General features: G+C 63.8%; 18 protein-coding genes. 11 read left to right on the top strand and 7 right to left on the bottom strand.

All coding sequences use genetic code 11. The annotated features are described in order from the left end of the window. Window positions 1–34: 34 nt before the first annotated feature. The 5 genes from lgt to BLT75_RS08535 all read left to right on the top strand — a co-directional run bounded on the left by lgt (window position 35) and on the right by BLT75_RS08535 (window position 4,287). On the top strand, window positions 35–922 hold the full coding sequence (lgt, locus tag BLT75_RS08550) for a prolipoprotein diacylglyceryl transferase (protein WP_093030467.1): 888 nt from the start codon (window positions 35–37) through the stop codon (window positions 920–922). Next, the gene (locus BLT75_RS08545; RefSeq protein ID WP_093030464.1) at window positions 919–1,986 is read left to right on the top strand and encodes a class I SAM-dependent methyltransferase; all 1,068 of its coding nucleotides are present in this window, start codon (window positions 919–921) and stop codon (window positions 1,984–1,986) included. The genes lgt and BLT75_RS08545 overlap by 4 nt, the downstream gene beginning before the upstream one ends. Then, on the top strand, window positions 1,983–2,738 hold the full coding sequence (gene pgeF, locus BLT75_RS08540; RefSeq protein ID WP_093029806.1) for a peptidoglycan editing factor PgeF: 756 nt from the start codon (window positions 1,983–1,985) through the stop codon (window positions 2,736–2,738). Before BLT75_RS08545 ends, pgeF begins: the two co-directional genes overlap by 4 nt. Before the next feature lie 281 nt (window positions 2,739–3,019). Continuing rightward, window positions 3,020–3,163, top strand: a complete 144-nt coding sequence (locus BLT75_RS24350) for a hypothetical protein (RefSeq protein WP_176827901.1) — start codon at window positions 3,020–3,022, stop codon at window positions 3,161–3,163. A gap of 341 nt (window positions 3,164–3,504) precedes the next feature. Beyond that, complete coding sequence (locus BLT75_RS08535) at window positions 3,505–4,287, top strand: Hint domain-containing protein (RefSeq protein WP_176827899.1); 783 nt, start codon at window positions 3,505–3,507, stop codon at window positions 4,285–4,287. A gap of 99 nt (window positions 4,288–4,386) precedes the next feature. Here the strand turns inward: BLT75_RS08535 and BLT75_RS08530 are convergent, their stop codons facing one another. Beyond that, entirely contained in the window at window positions 4,387–4,887 is a 501-nt protein-coding gene (locus BLT75_RS08530) for an Lrp/AsnC family transcriptional regulator (protein WP_093029802.1), read from the bottom strand. A gap of 237 nt (window positions 4,888–5,124) precedes the next feature. On the opposite strand from BLT75_RS08530, the gene trxB reads away from it, so the two are divergent. The 3 genes from trxB (at window position 5,125) to BLT75_RS08515 (ending at window position 9,780) form a co-directional block, all read left to right on the top strand. After that, entirely contained in the window at window positions 5,125–6,066 is a 942-nt protein-coding gene (gene trxB / locus BLT75_RS08525) for a thioredoxin-disulfide reductase (protein WP_093029800.1), read from the top strand. A 102-nt stretch (window positions 6,067–6,168) separates the two neighbouring features. Beyond that, window positions 6,169–7,881, top strand: a complete 1,713-nt coding sequence (locus tag BLT75_RS08520) for an adenylate/guanylate cyclase domain-containing protein (RefSeq protein WP_093029798.1) — start codon at window positions 6,169–6,171, stop codon at window positions 7,879–7,881. A 189-nt stretch (window positions 7,882–8,070) separates the two neighbouring features. Beyond that, a complete protein-coding gene (locus tag BLT75_RS08515) occupies window positions 8,071–9,780 on the top strand; it encodes a bifunctional sulfate adenylyltransferase/adenylylsulfate kinase (protein ID WP_093029796.1) in 1,710 nt (569 codons plus the stop codon). A 51-nt stretch (window positions 9,781–9,831) separates the two neighbouring features. On the opposite strand, the gene BLT75_RS08510 is transcribed toward BLT75_RS08515, so the two are convergent. From BLT75_RS08510 to BLT75_RS08495, 4 genes are all read right to left on the bottom strand, one after another. Next, window positions 9,832–10,716 carry a hypothetical protein gene (locus tag BLT75_RS08510; RefSeq protein WP_093029794.1) on the bottom strand — a complete coding sequence of 295 codons (885 nt, stop codon included), beginning with the start codon at window positions 10,714–10,716 and terminating at the stop codon, window positions 9,832–9,834. Next, the gene (locus tag BLT75_RS08505; protein WP_093030461.1) at window positions 10,713–11,591 is read right to left on the bottom strand and encodes a PhzF family phenazine biosynthesis protein; all 879 of its coding nucleotides are present in this window, start codon (window positions 11,589–11,591) and stop codon (window positions 10,713–10,715) included. Before BLT75_RS08505 ends, BLT75_RS08510 begins: the two co-directional genes overlap by 4 nt. A 109-nt stretch (window positions 11,592–11,700) precedes the next feature. Continuing rightward, a complete protein-coding gene (locus tag BLT75_RS08500; RefSeq protein WP_093029792.1) occupies window positions 11,701–11,934 on the bottom strand; it encodes a DUF1150 family protein in 234 nt (77 codons plus the stop codon). A gap of 3 nt (window positions 11,935–11,937) precedes the next feature. Further along, window positions 11,938–12,351 (bottom strand): Hsp20 family protein, encoded by a 414-nt coding sequence (locus BLT75_RS08495; protein WP_176827897.1) that lies wholly within the window; start codon window positions 12,349–12,351, stop codon window positions 11,938–11,940. Window positions 12,352–12,515: 164 nt separating this feature from the next. Here BLT75_RS08495 and BLT75_RS08490 point away from each other — a divergent pair, with 164 nt between their 5' ends. The 3 genes from BLT75_RS08490 (at window position 12,516) to BLT75_RS08480 (ending at window position 14,365) form a co-directional block, all read left to right on the top strand. After that, window positions 12,516–12,740, top strand: coding sequence for a YdcH family protein (locus tag BLT75_RS08490; RefSeq protein ID WP_093029788.1), 225 nt, complete (start codon window positions 12,516–12,518; stop codon window positions 12,738–12,740). A gap of 70 nt (window positions 12,741–12,810) precedes the next feature. Beyond that, on the top strand, window positions 12,811–13,299 hold the full coding sequence (purE, locus tag BLT75_RS08485; protein ID WP_093029786.1) for a 5-(carboxyamino)imidazole ribonucleotide mutase: 489 nt from the start codon (window positions 12,811–12,813) through the stop codon (window positions 13,297–13,299). Beyond that, window positions 13,292–14,365 (top strand): 5-(carboxyamino)imidazole ribonucleotide synthase, encoded by a 1,074-nt coding sequence (locus BLT75_RS08480; RefSeq protein WP_093029784.1) that lies wholly within the window; start codon window positions 13,292–13,294, stop codon window positions 14,363–14,365. Before purE ends, BLT75_RS08480 begins: the two co-directional genes overlap by 8 nt. 132 nt (window positions 14,366–14,497) lie before the next feature. Here the strand turns inward: BLT75_RS08480 and BLT75_RS08475 are convergent, their stop codons facing one another. Further along, window positions 14,498–15,646 carry an alpha-D-ribose 1-methylphosphonate 5-triphosphate diphosphatase gene (locus tag BLT75_RS08475; RefSeq protein WP_093030458.1) on the bottom strand — a complete coding sequence of 383 codons (1,149 nt, stop codon included), beginning with the start codon at window positions 15,644–15,646 and terminating at the stop codon, window positions 14,498–14,500. After that, on the bottom strand, window positions 15,643–16,416 hold the full coding sequence (locus BLT75_RS08470) for an alpha/beta fold hydrolase (RefSeq protein ID WP_093029782.1): 774 nt from the start codon (window positions 16,414–16,416) through the stop codon (window positions 15,643–15,645). The genes BLT75_RS08475 and BLT75_RS08470 overlap by 4 nt, the downstream gene beginning before the upstream one ends. Between the last annotated feature and the right edge of the window lie 24 nt (window positions 16,417–16,440).

Raw genomic sequence — 16,440 nt, 5'->3', positions numbered from 1 at the left:
ACTTGTGCCGCAGCCCAAGGGCATTGAGGCGCATATGCAGGCAGTACTTCGCTTTCCCGATCTTTCGCCCGAACTCTTCTCGATATCCATATTCGGGATGGAGTTCGCATTGCGCTGGTATGCGCTGGCCTATATCGCGGGCATCCTGATCGCCTGGCGGCTGGCGGTTGCCGCGCTGCGGCGGCCAGCGCTGTGGCCCGGTGACAGTACGCCCATGACGCCGCGGCAGGTCGAGGACCTGCTGACCTGGATCATCCTTGGCGTGATTCTGGGCGGGCGGCTGGGGTATGTCCTGTTCTACCAGCCCGCCTATTACCTGGCCCACCCGGCAGAAATCCTGATGGTCTGGCAAGGCGGCATGGCCTTTCACGGCGGGTTGCTGGGGGTGGTGGCGGCGGCATGGATCTATGTGTCCCGGCATGGGGTCGCGCGGCTGCAAATGGCAGATCTCGTGGCACATACGGTGCCGCCCGGTCTTCTGCTGGGGCGGCTTGCGAATTTCATCAATGCCGAGCTCTGGGGGCGCCCTTCCGACTTGCCCTGGGCAGTGGTCTTTCCCGGCGCTGCCGCGCAGGATTGCCCGGATGTCGCCGGGCTTTGCGCGCGACACCCCTCGCAACTCTACGAAGCCGCGCTCGAAGGCGTGCTGCTGGGCGCCCTGGTTCTGTGGCTGGTGTGGCGGCGCAAGGCGCTCAAGCAGCCGGGGACGGTGACCGGGGTATTCATGGCAGGATACGGGCTGTCCCGGTTCATCGTCGAGTTCTTCCGCCAGCCCGACGCGCAGTTCGTCTCTGCCGGCAACCCCCTGGGCCTCGCTTTTCAGGTGAACGGCTACGGCCTGACGATGGGTCAGACCTTGTCCCTGCCGATGATCGCGCTGGGCCTGTGGCTGATCCTGCGGGCAAGGCGGGCAGCGGCATGAGCCTGTTGCCCCTGTTGCTGGAGCGGATCGCCGCCGACGGGCCGATAACCCTGTCGGACTACATGGCCGAGTGCCTGTTGCACCCGGAGCACGGATACTATTCCTCGCGCGACCCGTTGGGCGTGGCGGGCGATTTCACCACTGCTCCGGAAATAAGCCAGATGTTCGGAGAGCTGCTGGGGCTGGCGCTGGCGCAAGCCTGGGTGGATCAGGGCCGCCCTGCCCCCTTCACATTGGCCGAACTGGGGCCCGGTCGAGGTACGCTGATGGCGGACGCCTTGCGTGCAACACATTCCGTGCCCGGTTTTCTCGAGGCGGCGCAATTGCATCTGATCGAGGCGTCGCCGGTCCTGCGCGCGATGCAGTCCAGGGCATTGGAGCCACACTCCCCGGTCTGGCTGGATCATGTGCAGGACCTGCCGCGGCAGCCGCTGTTCCTGATCGCCAACGAATTCTTCGACGCCCTGCCCATTCGCCAGTTCATCCGCGACGGCGCGGGCTGGCGCGAGAGGCTGGTCGGTGCCCGCGACAAGGGGCTGGTCTTCGGGCTTGGCGCGGTGACGCCCCAGCCGGCGCTGTCTTCACGCCTGGACGACACGCGTGATGGCGACCTGGTCGAGCTCTGCCCCTCGGCGGCCGCCATCATGGACCCGGTCGCAGGTCGAATCGCCGGTCACGGCGGCGTGGCCTTGATCGTTGACTATGGCGACTGGCGAGCGTTGGGCGACACGTTTCAGGCAGTGCGGGATCACCGGCCTGCCGATCCATTGACCGACCCCGGACAGGCCGACCTGACAGCGCATGTCGATTTCGAAACCCTGGCGCTTGCAGCACGCAAAGCTGGCTGTTTCCATGCCAGGCTGACCCCACAAGGCGTGTTTCTGGAGAGGCTCGGGATCACGCCTCGGGCGGAACAATTGGCCAAACCCCTGACCGGCGCGGCGCTTGACTCGCTGGTGGCCGCACATCGCCGGTTGACGCACCCCGATGAAATGGGAAACCTGTTCAAGGTGCTGGGAGTGTATCCCGCATCGGCCAACCCTCCGCCGGGACTGGAAAGATGACGCTGGAAATTCTGACTGCCGACAGCCTGTCCTTTGTGCGCCATGGCTTTTTCACCCGCCGCGGCGGCGCCTCCTCCGGGGTATTCGCCGGTTTGAACTGCGGGACGGGGTCGACCGATCAGACCGAAGTCGTTGCACTGAACCGCGCCCGCGTTGCCGAGGCGATGGGTTTGAGCGGGACGCCCTTGCAAACGGTGCATCAGGTCCATTCGAACAAGGTCGCCACCGTGACCGAACCGCTGACCGAGAAACCGCGGGCCGATGCGATGGTCACCAATGTTCCCGGTCTGGCCCTTTCGGTTCTGACGGCCGATTGCCAACCGGTACTGCTGGCCGACCGGGATGCGGCCGTCATCGGCGCGGCGCATGCGGGTTGGCGGGGAACGCTGGACGGCATTCTCGAAGAGACCGTGGATGCCATGGAAGCACTCGGAGCCGCGCGCGAGAGGATCGTCGCGGTGATTGGCCCATCCATCTCGCAACGCGCCTATGAAGTCGGACCCGAGTTCTTCGATGAATTCATGGCCGAAGACAGCGGCAATGCCCGGTTCTTTGCCAATGGGCAGGGTGACCGGATGCTCTTCGACCTGCCGGCCTACGGGCTTGCACGGCTGCGCGCCGCAGGGGTGGGCATGGCGGAATGGACCCGGCATTGCACCTACTCGGACCCGGAACGATTCTACTCGTACCGGCGCGCGACCCATGCACGCGAGGCAGACTATGGACGGTTGATCTCGGTGATCCGTCTCTAGGCCGACAAACCAGGCCGCACCAGCCCAAGCTTGCCACATTCCCGCCGCCTTCCCGGCAATCGTCGGTTGCGGCTTTTGAAACGCGGCAGCGGGCGGGCGCGCGATTCCCTTTGTTTACATGGAAAATCGACGCGCCAGTCGAAAATTCGACCCGCCTTTGCCTCGGGCAGACCGTCCTTCAATTTTCAAGGAACGGCCAAAGACCTGCCCCATTGCCATGGCAATTTTCTTTCAACACAGATGCAAGGCTGCGCATTCGGCACCCGGCCAGGAGACCCAAGATGACCAATACCCGCTACGTCAAATCCATAGTCGCGGCCGCGGCCAAGACCGAGGTCCAGATGCCCTGGACACGTGGCGCCCGTCGTGCGGCTATGATCGCCCGCCGGATTGCCGCCGCGACCCCACAGGCCCGGTCGGCCTGAACCGAATTATCGCGGAGGGCCGCTCGCTTGCCCCTCCGAAGACCCGGGTTCGGGACGCTGCCCCTGACCGGCCCGGCACAAGAGCCCGCCTCGCCCGATCCGGGCGGGGCGGAGCCGGGGCGAAGTTAATGAGTAAGGGCGATAACCTGCCCGAATGGAAACAGTTATGTAGGGACAATCTAATTGGCCACAGAAACACGGGATTTGTTACGGTTTTTTTGACAATTTGAACCGTTACCCGGCATGATTTCAGCCGATTCAGATGAGGACAACTTGTCCGTCTGACGTCGTCGGTGGGGGCCGATGCAGATGCGACCCGAAATGGAAAGGGCCGATAAACCATGACGATTCCCCACTCGCTTGCGCGTGCTGCGCGCAACGCCTTGTATACCAGCCCCATCTTGCAGGATCCGGCCACGTTGCGTGCTCCGCAACGTCCACAGATGCGGCGTTACGAAGTCAGCACGCTTCTGGGCAAGGGCAATGTCGTCCAGACGCGCCATATCGCCCCGGCTCTTCCCTTGTTCGAGGATGCCTTCTGCGCTTTCTCGCGCGGCTCACTGGTCGAGACGGATTGCGGCCCCATGGCGATCGAGGATCTCCTTCCGGGTGACCGGGTGATCATCCAGGACGGTTCGGCGCAGGAAGTGGTCTGGAAAGGCTCCACCGTCATCGTGCCGGGCCGCGCTTCGGCGACTGGCCGGCAATACAAGCTCACGCGAATCATGGCCGATGCATTTGGAATGCAACGGCCGCTGTCAGGCGTGGTGGCAGGCCCCTCGGCTCGGCTTCTTGCCACTCCCGGACATCTGCGCGCGCTGGCCGGTGACGAACCGATGCTGACCCCGATTCAACATTTCATCGATGGCATGGGCATCATCGAAACCGCACCTCCGACACCGGTCGAAGTGTTCCATATCTGCCTGCGCCGCCATGCGGTGATCCGGGTCGACGGGCTGCAATTCGAAACCTACCACCCCGGGGTGCAGGCGGTGCGGGTGCTGAGCCACGCGATCCGCTCGCTGTATCTGAACCTGTTTCATCATGTCGACCAGTTGACCGACTTCGGCCCGCAGGCCTTTCCGCGTGCGGGTGAAGGCGAGATCGACGCAATTTCCGCCTGAGAGGAACCACAATGGGACTGCTGATTCACTGGTGCCTGTGCACGATCGCCGCGGTGGCCCTGCCGCCGATTGTCAACAGGCCGGACCCGGTGTCCGCGCTCAGGCCGTCCGGCTCAGACGCTCCTCGAGAACATCGAAAGGAACGCCGGGTTCGTCCTTGGCCCCTCGAATGACAAGCGAGGTCTTGACGCTGGCAACATTGGGTGTGGTCAACAACTGTCCGGTCAGGAAGCTCTGAAAACTGCTCAGGTCGGGCGCCACGCATTTCAGTATGAAGTCCACTTCGCCATTCAGCATGTGGCATTCCCGGACCAGCGGCCAGTTGCGGCACCGGGCTTCGAAAGCGCTCAATTCCACCTCGGCCTGGCTTTCCAGTCCGACCATCGCAAAAACCTGAACCTCGAACCCGAGTTGGCGCGAATCCACTTCCGCGTGATAGCCGCGGATCAGCCCCTGCTCCTCGAGCGCACGTACACGGCGCAGGCAAGGTGGGGCCGAGATTCCAACCCTCTTGGCGAGTTCGACATTCGTCATCCGCCCGTCGGCCTGAAGCTCCGCCAGAATCTTGCGGTCTATTTCGTCCAGTCGATGAGCGACCATGAAAAGCTCCCGTATTTTTGCAGTTGTTATAGCAGCAGCCAGCGGCTGCGCAATATTATTTCCCAAGCGCGCAATTTTCTGATTTTGCCAAATTCAAGAGCGCTGGTTTCACTGGCAATTTCCGGTCAGATCCCCGGGTACCGGATCATGTGCAAAGGGGTTTAAGACTTCGCTTCGTCCCGCTATATGCGATTTTCGACAGGCGGCGTGCCGCCAGCCTAACGGAATGGGGAAATCATGGCCGAGACACGTCACACCAGGGTTCTGATCATCGGTTCGGGGCCTGCCGGCTATACGGCCGGCGTCTATGCCAGCCGCGCCATGCTGCAACCGATCCTCGTGCAGGGAATCGAACCGGGCGGCCAGCTGACCACCACCACCGAGGTCGAGAACTGGCCCGGCGATACCGAGGTGCAGGGCCCCGACCTGATGGTGCGGATGGAAGCTCATGCCAAGGCAATGGGCTGCGAAATCATCGGCGATATCATCACCTCGCTCGACACCTCCAGCCGTCCCTTTGTCGCCAAGGGCGACAGCGGCACCACCTACACGGCGGATGCGGTGATTCTCGCCACCGGCGCGCGGGCCAAGTGGCTGGGGCTGGAGAGCGAAGAGAAATTCAAGGGCTTCGGTGTCTCTGCCTGCGCCACCTGTGACGGGTTCTTCTACCGCGGCCAGGAGATCGCCGTGATCGGCGGCGGCAATACCGCCGTCGAAGAGGCGCTGTTTCTGACCAACTTCGCCTCCAAGGTTACGCTGATCCACCGCCGTGACGAGCTTCGGGCCGAGAAGATCCTGCAGGACCGTCTGTTCAAGAACGAAAAGATCGAACCGCTGTGGTTCCATGAACTGGCCGAGGTCTATGGCGCCGACAGCCCGCTGGGGGTCGAAGGAATCAAGGTGCGCAACGTCAAGACCGGCGAGATCACCGACATTCCCTGCAAGGGCGTTTTTGTCGCCATCGGCCATGCCCCGGCCAACGAACTGGTCAAGGATGTGCTGGAACTGCACAACGGCGGCTACGTGACCGTCAAACCCGGCTCGACCGAAACCTCGATCCCCGGCATTTTCGCCGCCGGCGACCTGACCGACCACAAGTACCGCCAGGCGGTGACCAGTGCCGGCATGGGCTGCATGGCCGCGCTGGATGCCGAAAGGTTCCTGGCCGAACACGAGTGATCCGGCCCTCCCGTTCGGCCGGGACGACCAGGCGCTCCGGGTCGTGTGCCATCGAGAAGCGCGGCGCTTGACCCAGGCCCGCGCTCGCCACACCATCGCCCCATGACAGCGCGCGACCGCAACCGAGACGCCGGCATTCTCTGGCGGGGCAACTGGGCCACCCGCACCCGGATCGTGACCGGGCTGATCCTGTTCAGCTTTGCCCTCTTCCATTTCCTGAATATCGGGCTCGGGCTGTTCTCGCCCGAGCTGATGCACGGCTTTCAGGACCTGCGCCAGGCCATCACCCGCAGCCTTGCGGGCGAGGCGATCCTGCTTGCCGCGCTGCTGCTGCATGCCGGGCTGGCGCTGGGTAAAGTGGCGACGCGGCGCACCCTGCGCATGCCCGCATGGGAGGCGCTCCAGATCGGGCTTGGCGTGGCGATCCCGCTGCTGCTGATCGAACACATGGTGCATACCGGCGTCGCCCACCGCGTGTTCGGCGTGAACGACCGAATGGACTATATCATGTCGCTGATCTGGGGAACGCCGGACGGCGCGTGGCAGGCGCTTTTGCTGCTGATCGTCTGGGGGCATGGCTGTCTCGGGCTGCATTTCTGGCTGCGCCTGAAACCCTGGTGGCGCAACGCGTCGCACTGGCTGGCGGCTGGGGCGGCGCTGGTTCCTGCCTTCGCCCTTGCCGGCTTCATGGTCGAGGGGCGGCGCATCCGGGCCGAGATGGCCGACCCGGAGACCCGCGCGGCCCTGTTCGAGTGGTTCAACTGGCCCAGCCCCGAGAACTTTGCCACCCTGATCCGCACCGCCACCCTGGCCGACTACGTTTTCTGGTCCATCCTGGCGCTGGTCGCGGCGATCTATGGCGGGCGCAAACTGGTCAACCGCCGCCGCCCCGTGCGCATCCGCTATGTGGACGGCCCCGAGATCACGTCGGCCCGCGGCCCGACGCTTCTGGAAATCTCTCAGGCCAACGGGGTGCCGCACACGGCACTGTGCGGCGGCAAGGGGCGCTGCACCACCTGCCGCGTGGTGATTGAAGAGGGCCTCGATCTGCTGCATCCCCCGTCTGATATGGAACTTGCCAGCTTGCGCGCCGTGAACGCCGCGCCGAATACACGGCTTGCCTGCCAGATCCGCCCGTCCGACCCGGCAACCGTGTTTCGTGTGTTCCGCCCCGAAGGCGGGCGCAATCGGGCGCATGCCAGCCAGGGCCAGGAACGGCAACTGGCGGTGCTGTTCCTCGACATGCGCGGATTTACCGCGCGCACCACCGGGCAATTGCCATATGACGTGGTATTCCTGCTGAACAGGTTCTTCGACGCGATCGTGCCCTCTGTCACCGGAGCGGGCGGAACGGTCGACAAATATCTGGGCGACGGGTTCCTGGCCGTGTTCGAGGCGCGCGACGCCGACACCTCGGCCCGCGCCGGGATCGACGCCGCACGCAGCATCGGCGCGGCGCTGAAGCTGTTCAACCGCACTCTGGCCGCGGAAGGCGCAGCGCCCGTTCGGATTGGAATGGGGTTGCACCTGGGTAATCTCGTGCTGGGCGAAATCGGTGCGGGCGGCCATGCCCCGCGCACCATCATCGGCGACACGGTGAACGCCGCCAGCCGCCTGGAAGCCGAGACCAAGGCATTGGGGGTGGAATTGCTGGTGTCCGAAGCGGTCCTGGTTGCGGCCGGGATCGAAACAACCGGGCTCGACCTGCAGGAATTCACCTTGCGCGGCGTTCCGGAACCGGTGCGCGCCCTTCCCGTATCCGATGCGGCAAGGCTTTCGCTTGCGGCCACCCCGGCGGAACAGCGTTCCGAATAGCCTTGTCTGACGGGCCAAATCCGAAAATCTTTCGCCCATAGGGCAGGAAATCGAAAACATGCTTCTATCTTGTGGTCAAACGGCTCAATTTGTCCTTTGTTGCAAGGCAGACCTAGACATCCGGAGGTAACAGGGTCTATTGCACGGCGGAAATCCAACACGACCGCACCCGAAGTCCAGAGTATTCACATGACCATGTTGAGCAATCTCGCTCCCATTCCGGAGCTCTATGTTTCCTACGAGTCCGCGCAAAAGCTGAAACTGGAAGCCGCCGACCTTCTGAGCCATGATCTGACACCACGTCAGATCTGCGACCTTGAACTGCTGATGAACGGCGGCTTCCATCCGCTCAAGGGTTTCCTGAGCGAAGCCGACTATGATGGCGTGGTCGACAACATGCGTCTTTCGGACGGCACGCTGTGGCCGATGCCGATCACGCTGGATGTCAAGGAAGAGTTCGCCGACAGGATCGAGATCGGACAGGACATCGCGCTGCGCGATCAGGAAGGCGTGATCCTCGCCACCATGACCGTCACCGACAAATGGGTGCCCAACAAGGCGCGCGAGGCCGAAAAGGTCTTTGGCGCCGACGATGTGGCGCATCCGGCGGTCAATTACCTGCACCACACCGCCGGCAAGGTCTATCTGGGCGGCCCGGTGACCGGCATCCAGCAGCCGGTGCATTATGATTTCCGCGCCCGTCGCGACACCCCGAATGAACTGCGCGCCTATTTCCGAAAGCTGGGTTGGCGCCGCATCGTCGCCTTCCAGACCCGCAACCCGCTGCACCGCGCGCATCAGGAACTGACCTTCCGCGCAGCCAAGGAGGCGCAGGCCAACCTGCTGATCCACCCGGTCGTGGGCATGACCAAGCCGGGCGATGTCGACCATTTCACCCGCGTGCGCTGCTACGAGGCGGTGCTGGACAAGTATCCGGCGGCCACCACCACCATGTCGCTGCTTAACCTGGCGATGCGCATGGCCGGCCCGCGCGAGGCGGTCTGGCACGGCCTGATCCGCAAGAACCACGGGTGCACTCATTTCATCGTCGGCCGCGACCATGCCGGCCCGGGCAAGAACAGCCAGGGGCAGGACTTCTATGGTCCCTACGATGCGCAGGACCTGTTCAAGAAATACCAGGACGAGATCGGCCTCGAAATGGTGGACTTCAAGCACATGGTCTTCGTGCAGGAACGCGCGCAATACTACCCAGTTTCCGAAGTCCCCGAAGGCTCGACCGTGCTCGACATCTCGGGCACCGAGCTGCGCCGCCGCCTGCGCGAGGGCCTTGAGATCCCGGAATGGTTCTCCTTCCCCGAGGTCGTAAAGGAACTCCGCCGCACCTCGCCGCCGCGTTCCAAACAGGGCTTTACCGTGTTCTTCACCGGATTCTCGGGTTCGGGAAAATCGACCATCGCCAACGCGCTTATGGTCAAGCTGATGGAAATGGGCGGCCGCCCGGTCACGCTGCTGGACGGTGACATCGTACGCAAGAACCTCAGCTCCGAGCTGGGCTTCTCGAAAGAGCACCGCGACCTCAACATCCGCCGCATCGGCTATGTCGCCTCCGAGATCACCAAGAACGGCGGTATCGCCATCTGCGCACCGATCGCCCCCTATGCCACTACCCGCCGGGCGGTGCGCGAGGAGATCGAACAGTATGGCGCCTTTTGCGAGGTCCATGTCGCAACCTCGATCGAGGAATGCGAACGTCGTGACCGCAAGGGGCTCTACAAGCTGGCGCGGGAAGGCAAGATCAAGGAATTCACCGGCATCTCGGACCCCTATGACGTCCCCGAGAACCCTGAACTCCGCGTCGAGACCGAGAATGTCGATGTCGATAACTGCGCCCATCAAGTCCTGCTGATGCTGGAAAGCATGGGACTCATCGCAGGATGATCACGAAGGCCCGGGAAATCACCTCCCGGGCCTTTTTCCTCTAAAGCAGTGTCAAGGTTCCGATCTGCCGGTTTCTTCAAGAATGATCTGCGCCGCCCGCAACTCGTGATCGGCAAAGGGCGCAAGCTGCTCTTTCAGCGCCCGAAGCGCAGGCAAGCGCGCGGCGTAGTCTTCCGGGTTGGCTTGCAGCACGGCCGCGCGAACCTGCTCTGCAGTTTCGCACAGGATCATTGCCGAAGGATCGACGAAATCGGCGATGTTGGGGCAGCCCCAGTAAATCGGCACGGTCTCGCAAAAAACCGAATCCAACAGCTTTTCCGAAAAGTAATTCCTCTCCCGAACATTCTCGATCACCACGGAATAGCGATAGGGCACCAATCCGTCGGCCTTGCTCTCGAAAGGTCGATAGCCACGTCCCAGAACCGCGACGTCCTGCCCTGTCTCCCGCACCCAATCGACGACCGCATGGCGCAGCTTGTGGCCCTCGCTGTCGCGCTTGGCCGAAGCGATCAGCGAACAGTTCAGCGTCTTTTCCGGCGCCAGGTCGCGCCAGTCCGGCACCCATGTCGTGCCAAAGGGCAGCAACCGCGCGTTGGGCAGGCTGTCCAGCGCCGGCTGGTTGAATGTCAGAACCCTAAAGAACCGCCGCCAGGTCAGCCGCAACAGCGCGTAATGCTTGGCATGGATCACCGAAGGTTCGGCCATGATCAGCGAGACCGCCGCCGCCGTTCCGCGTTGCAGGCGGAAATGCGTATCGGTTCTGGGGTAGACGATCAAATGATCATCGGACCGAAAATCGCCGACAACGCCACCTGCCAGCCGCGCCGGACGGCCAAGCGGCCAGTTCAACTGGTCAACCGGCATTTGCACCAGATGCGGCCCCAGCCGCTGACCATAGGGCAGGATGGCGATGGCACGATCCCGAACCACCGTCATTGCGCCAGCCAGACTTGCCCGCGCATCAGGACAAAGCTTGGCCCGGCGACCTTGATACCGGTCATCGCGTCGGAGGGGCCGACACGGGTCACCCGCGCCCGGCCCGGTCGGCCCATGCCATGGCCCTGTTCGGCGATGAACGTATCCTTGTCCATCAGGCCGTGTTTCCAGAGATAGGCCGCCATCGCGCCCGTGGCGGAACCGGTGAACGGATCCTCGGGCGGGCTCGGCGGCGCGATCAGAAGACGCGCATAGGTGTCACCGGCCCCTGTCGCGCCCGAGAGTGTCACCATGAAGGGTTCAAGCATGTCGGAACCATCGTAACCCTGGCTGGACGCCAGGTCGCGCAGGGCCCCCACGTCAAGGACCGCCGCATCCAGGGCCGCCCTGTCGCGCAGCACCGTTATGCAGAAAGGCAACCCGGTGGAAACCATTTGCGGCGGCGAAACGATGGCGTCGACCGGCAAGCCAACCACCCGCGCAACCAGATCCGCCGGTATCTGCGCCCCGAACTGCGGCGCGACCTGGGTCATTTCGATCTCTTCCCCCGAGATGCGGACAGGCACCAGGCCAGCGCCGGTTTCGAGAACAAGGTCGTCCTTGTCCAGGAAACCGCGCGACCGCAGCGCAGCCACCGTGGCGATGGTGGGATGTCCGGCAAAGGGGATCTCGCGGCTTGCAAGGAAATAGCGCACCCGCACGTCCGCCACATCCGAAGGGCCCGTGAAGGTGCATTCGACCAGCGAGGTTTCACGCACGAAGGCCATGCAGGTCTCGGCATGCAGGCCGGCGCCTCCATGGACCACAGCACAGCCATTGCCGCCAAAGGCCCGGTCGGTGAACGCATCCACCCAGTCGAAATCATGCCACCCCATTGTCCCGCTCCTGGCGTTTGCCGCAGGGCTGCATGTTTCGGCGGTTTCGGACCCGATGTCACGCGGGAAACGCATCCCGGGTCCGGATCACGCTAAATTGGTGGCAAGGTCAGTGCACCGTTACCGGCGACAGATCGTGCTGGCGTGCAAGAACAAAGGCCAGCTTGCGGTCGGCCACCAGCGCCAGGCGCTCGCCTTGCGCGTTGTGAACGGCATAGAGATGGTCGCGGTCGCCCGCTTGCTGGCGAACCTCGTCCGGCAAGTCGGCAACATCGACCGCCTTCACATAGACGATCCGGTCGCCGTTTCCATTGAAGTCTTCGAACTTGTACGGAGTATGCATCACTTACCCTTTCCTGATGTTGATCGTCTGCACCACGGACTGTGGGACCGCGCGGGTCAGGTCGATGTGCAGCAGGCCGTTTTCCATCACCGCCTCGCCCACCTCGACACCATCGGCCAGCACGAACATGCGCTGGAACTGCCTGGCGGCGATTCCACGATGCAGGAACACCCGTCCTTCGCTGTCATCATTCTGGCGGCCACGGATCACCAGTTGACGGTCCTCGACGGTAATCGAAAGATCACCCTCGCCAAATCCGGCAACGGCCAGTGTGATGCGATAGGAATGATCGGATGTCTGCTCGATATTATAAGGCGGATACCCTTCGTTTCCGGATTTCGCCGAACGCTCCAGCAAACGTTCCAACTGCTCGAAACCCAGCATGTGCGGGTATGAGTTCAGAGTAAGCTTCGACACGTTTCTTTCGTCCTTCCTGAAAAGCGACGTTGATGCGCGGTCCCGACAACGGCAACCACCTAGTTGAATATGGGAAGAAAATGCGTCCACTACAAGGTCTGGTCGAAAACAGCGTGAATGCGTATCCTCACCTCTACACTTGGCCCCGTCTCGCGAGTCGCTTCATGAATGCACCCAGTGATCTGTCGATGAAATCCGATGAAGTGCTGCGGGTGGAACTGGAAGTGTTCCGCCGCCAGCATCGCGATCTGGACGAAGCGATCTCGGCACTCGAGGAAAAGGGAACTGCCGATCAGTTGACCATCAAGCGACTGAAAAAGCAGAAACTCAGGCTGAAGGACATGATCGCCCTGATCGAGGACCGCCTGACGCCGGATATCATCGCCTGAGCCCCGTGCCGCATTGCCAGTCGATGCGATTTGGCTATAGTGCGCGCTCCTTTCAGAGCGAGCGGAGCGCATGGCCGAGGTCAAGGTAGGGATCATCATGGGCAGCCAGTCGGACTGGCCCACCATGAAGCAGGCAGCAGATATTCTGGACGAACTGGGCGTGGCCTACGAGGCGCGGATCGTTTCGGCGCACCGGACCCCGGACCGGTTGTGGGACTATGGGCGCGCTGCTGTCGGCCGCGGGCTGCAGGTGATCATCGCGGGCGCCGGCGGGGCGGCGCATCTGCCCGGCATGATGGCGTCCAAGACGCGGGTGCCGGTGATTGGCGTGCCGGTTCAGACCCGCGCCCTGTCGGGTGTCGATTCTCTCTATTCCATCGTGCAGATGCCCAAGGGCTATCCGGTCGCCACCATGGCGATCGGCGCGGCGGGCGCTGCCAATGCCGGGCTGATGGCGGCGGGGATTCTTGCCTTGCAGGACGCGGATCTGGCCGAACGGCTGGACGCCTGGCGCGCCGCGCTCTCGGCCTCGATCCCCGAGGAGCCTGTCGATGAGTGAAGCGTTGAAACCGGGCGCCCGGATCGGCATTCTGGGGGGTGGACAACTGGGCCGGATGCTGTCGGTCGCCGCTGCGCGGCTTGGCTTTGCCACCCATATCTATGAACCCGGCGCCAACCCGCCCGCGGGCCAGGTGGCCGACCGGGTGACCACGGCCGGGTATGACGATGCCGAGGCGCTGGCGGAGTTCGCCGCGTCGGTCGACGTGATCACCTACGAGTTCGAGAACATCCCGACCGAAGCGCTGGACATTCTCGAGGCGCATCGTCCAATCCGCCCCGGGCGCGAGGCACTGCGAGTGAGCCAGGACCGGCTGACCGAGAAGAGCTTTCTGCGCGATCTGGGCCTGATGACAGCCCCCTTCGCCGATGTCACCGATCTGGCGAGCCTTGAGGCGGCGATTGCCAGGAACGGCACACCCGCGATCCTCAAGACGCGCCGCTTCGGCTATGACGGCAAGGGCCAGGTACGCCTGAAAACGCCCGAAGATGCCCCGGCGGCGCTGGCCGACATGGCCGGCGCGCCCGCGATCCTCGAAGGCTTCGTGGACTTCACGCATGAGGTTTCGGTGATTGCCGCGCGTGGGCTGGACGGCCAGGTCGCCTGTTTCGACCCGGGCGAGAACGTGCATCGCGACGGCATCCTGCACACGACCACTGTACCGGCGCGGCTGAGTGCGGCGCAGCGCACCGATGCGGTGCTGCTGGCGGCCCGGATCCTGAACGCGCTCGACTATGTGGGCGTGATGGGGGTCGAGCTCTTCGTCACGCCGGCCGGGCTGATCGTGAACGAGATCGCGCCGCGGGTGCACAATTCGGGGCATTGGACCCAGAACGGTTGCGCCGTGGACCAGTTCGAACAGCATATCCGCGCCGTGGCCGGGTGGCCTCTGGGCGACGGGCAGCGGCATGCCGATGTGGTGATGGAAAACCTGATCGGCGCCGACATGGATCGGGTGCCGGAGCTGGCACGCGAACGCGATCTGGCGCTGCACCTTTACGGCAAGGCCGAGGTGAAGCCCGGCCGCAAGATGGGCCATGTCAACCGGATACAGCGCAACGGCTGACGCGGGCGGCGAAATCCGTCCCGGATTTCGCGCGCGCCGCCGACGGACCGCCGGGCCCGAGGCGGGGCGCAGCCCCTATCGCGCTGCGCGCGATGCCTCCGGCGGGAGTATCTTAAGAAAAGATGAAGCCAATCAGGCCAGAAACCGCGCGGCCACATCACCGGACATGTAGCTGACCCGGCCACCGGCGAAGGTGGCGGCGACCCGGTGGTTTTCCGCGTCGAGAATCACCAGATCGGCGCGTTTGCCGGGGCTCAGCTCGCCCCGGTCGTCCAGCCCCAGAACCCGGGCCGGGCCGCTGCTGACCAGCGCCCAGGCGGCGCCCAGATCGAGGAGCCCGCTGCGCGCCAGCATCAATGCGGCCCGACGCGGGCTCGGATAGTGGTAATCCGAGGCCAACGCGTCGCAGTACCCCATCGCGATCAGGTCGATGGCGCTGGCATTGCCCTTGTGCGAACCGCCGCGCACCACGTTGGGCGAGCCAAGGATCACATGCCCGCCCGCCGCGCGCGTGGCCTCGGCGGCCTCGGCCGTCTCGGGGAACTCCGAGATGCGCAGACCGCGTGCCTGCCAGGCGGCACAGTCTTCGGCGCTGTGGTCGTCATGGCTGGCCAATCGTACACCGCGCCGGTGCAGTTCGGCGCAGAGTGCATCCAGCGCCGCGGGCACCTGCGGCCCGTTAGCGTGCAACCTCTGGAGCAATTCCAGGTGTTTCTCGGGGCTGCGGCCGGCCTTGAGGGCCTGCCCGGCCAGCCGGGGCGGCTTGCGTCCCTCGGCCAGCCGCTCATGCGGCAGGTGGTCGTTGAAGACCACATATGGGACCTCCCACTCCGTCAGCCTGTCCGGCAGCAGATCATAATCGTCGAGCAGATGCGTCTCGAACCGCAGTTGCGGGATCAGATCCGTGACCAGGCTGTCGCGGACCTGTCGGATCGCCCGGAATACGCCCTCGGCAAACTCCGGCCCACGCAAGCCGCCTTCCCAGCTCCAGAACTGTGCCATGACGGCCGTGGTGATGCCGTTGGCGGCCAGTTCCGCCTCGGACGCGACCACACCATCCGCCATTTCCTTCATGGCGCCACGCCGCGGCGCCATATGGCGTTCGAACCCGTCCCCGTGCAGGTCAACGATGCCGGGCAGCACCAGATAGCCTGCAAGGTCGATCCGTTTGCCCGTGCAGGACCCGGCGATACGCCCCTCGGACAGGCAGAGATCGGTTTGCACGACGCCCTCCGGCAACAGTATCCGCGCGCCGGAAAAGGTCAGGGCGGGCGGGATCATCTGCCGCGCTCCGACGGCGAAGCCGAGCAGTTGCCGCTCGGGCACATCTTCTCATAGGTCCCAAAGATCGACTCGACCCATGTCAGGTCCGGGTTGAACCTGCCGTTTTCAAGAAAGAACAGGGTCTGGGCTATCACGCGGGGGTTGTTCATCATGAATGTATGGGTCACTGGAAGCACGATGTGATCGGCCATTCCGGCAACTTTGGTCGAGCTGACGGAAACCTTTCCATCGTCGGTGCCAGGAATGATGGAGGAAAAAACCGGATTCAGGGAGATTTCTCCGGCAATCACCCCCAGCGGAAAATCGACGGCCGGCAGTTTGCGCGGCAGGCTGTCCGGCCCGGTTCCAAGAGCAAGTCCGGCCGGTCCGTTGAGACGTCCGAAAACTTCCCAGGCGCCCAGTTCATCGACTAGTTCGCTGCCCTGGTTCGGCGGGCCCAGCATGACCACGCGCCCCAGCCGCGCCGGGCGATTCGTCAGCAGCCACTGACGGATCAGTATGCCGCCCATCGAATGAGCGACCATATGCACGGTGTCCTCGCCGCACGCGGCCACGGCTGCCGGCAGGGTCTCGTCCGCCAGTTCCGGAATCGGCAGATCGGTCGAAGGATAGCCGGGTCGCACAACGTGAAAGCCGCGCGCCTCGAATACTTCGTCCATCAAGGTGAAAGACGCCTCTGTCCGCGCCAGCCCGTGCAGCAGCACGACGCAATCGGCCCAGAGGGGCACGGGCAGGAGGAGGGAAAGACAGAAAACCACAAGACGCATTGGCGCGAGATACTGCGAAACGGC

The sequence above is a fragment of the Ruegeria marina genome (assembly GCF_900101475.1).
In the GTDB taxonomy this organism is placed as follows: Bacteria; Pseudomonadota; Alphaproteobacteria; order Rhodobacterales; family Rhodobacteraceae; genus Ruegeria_B; species Ruegeria_B marina.
Note: the sequence above shows the minus strand (reverse complement) of the source record. Positions and strands in the feature narration are given on the sequence as shown.

Excerpts from the sequence above, each read along its gene's own strand:
- lgt (WP_093030467.1), top strand. The coding sequence starts at position 35 with ATGCAGGCAGTACTTCGCTTTCCCGATCTTTCGCCCGAACTCTTCTCG.
- BLT75_RS08545 (WP_093030464.1), top strand. The coding sequence starts at position 919 with ATGAGCCTGTTGCCCCTGTTGCTGGAGCGGATCGCCGCCGACGGGCCG.
- pgeF (WP_093029806.1), top strand. The coding sequence starts at position 1,983 with ATGACGCTGGAAATTCTGACTGCCGACAGCCTGTCCTTTGTGCGCCAT.
- BLT75_RS24350 (WP_176827901.1), top strand. The coding sequence starts at position 3,020 with ATGACCAATACCCGCTACGTCAAATCCATAGTCGCGGCCGCGGCCAAG.
- BLT75_RS08535 (WP_176827899.1), top strand. The coding sequence starts at position 3,505 with ATGACGATTCCCCACTCGCTTGCGCGTGCTGCGCGCAACGCCTTGTAT.
- BLT75_RS08530 (WP_093029802.1), bottom strand. The coding sequence starts at position 4,887 with ATGGTCGCTCATCGACTGGACGAAATAGACCGCAAGATTCTGGCGGAG.
- trxB (WP_093029800.1), top strand. The coding sequence starts at position 5,125 with ATGGCCGAGACACGTCACACCAGGGTTCTGATCATCGGTTCGGGGCCT.
- BLT75_RS08520 (WP_093029798.1), top strand. The coding sequence starts at position 6,169 with ATGACAGCGCGCGACCGCAACCGAGACGCCGGCATTCTCTGGCGGGGC.
- BLT75_RS08515 (WP_093029796.1), top strand. The coding sequence starts at position 8,071 with ATGACCATGTTGAGCAATCTCGCTCCCATTCCGGAGCTCTATGTTTCC.
- BLT75_RS08510 (WP_093029794.1), bottom strand. The coding sequence starts at position 10,716 with ATGACGGTGGTTCGGGATCGTGCCATCGCCATCCTGCCCTATGGTCAG.
- BLT75_RS08505 (WP_093030461.1), bottom strand. The coding sequence starts at position 11,591 with ATGGGGTGGCATGATTTCGACTGGGTGGATGCGTTCACCGACCGGGCC.
- BLT75_RS08500 (WP_093029792.1), bottom strand. The coding sequence starts at position 11,934 with ATGCATACTCCGTACAAGTTCGAAGACTTCAATGGAAACGGCGACCGG.
- BLT75_RS08490 (WP_093029788.1), top strand. The coding sequence starts at position 12,516 with ATGAATGCACCCAGTGATCTGTCGATGAAATCCGATGAAGTGCTGCGG.
- purE (WP_093029786.1), top strand. The coding sequence starts at position 12,811 with ATGGCCGAGGTCAAGGTAGGGATCATCATGGGCAGCCAGTCGGACTGG.
- BLT75_RS08480 (WP_093029784.1), top strand. The coding sequence starts at position 13,292 with ATGAGTGAAGCGTTGAAACCGGGCGCCCGGATCGGCATTCTGGGGGGT.
- BLT75_RS08475 (WP_093030458.1), bottom strand. The coding sequence starts at position 15,646 with ATGATCCCGCCCGCCCTGACCTTTTCCGGCGCGCGGATACTGTTGCCG.
- BLT75_RS08470 (WP_093029782.1), bottom strand. The coding sequence starts at position 16,416 with ATGCGTCTTGTGGTTTTCTGTCTTTCCCTCCTCCTGCCCGTGCCCCTC.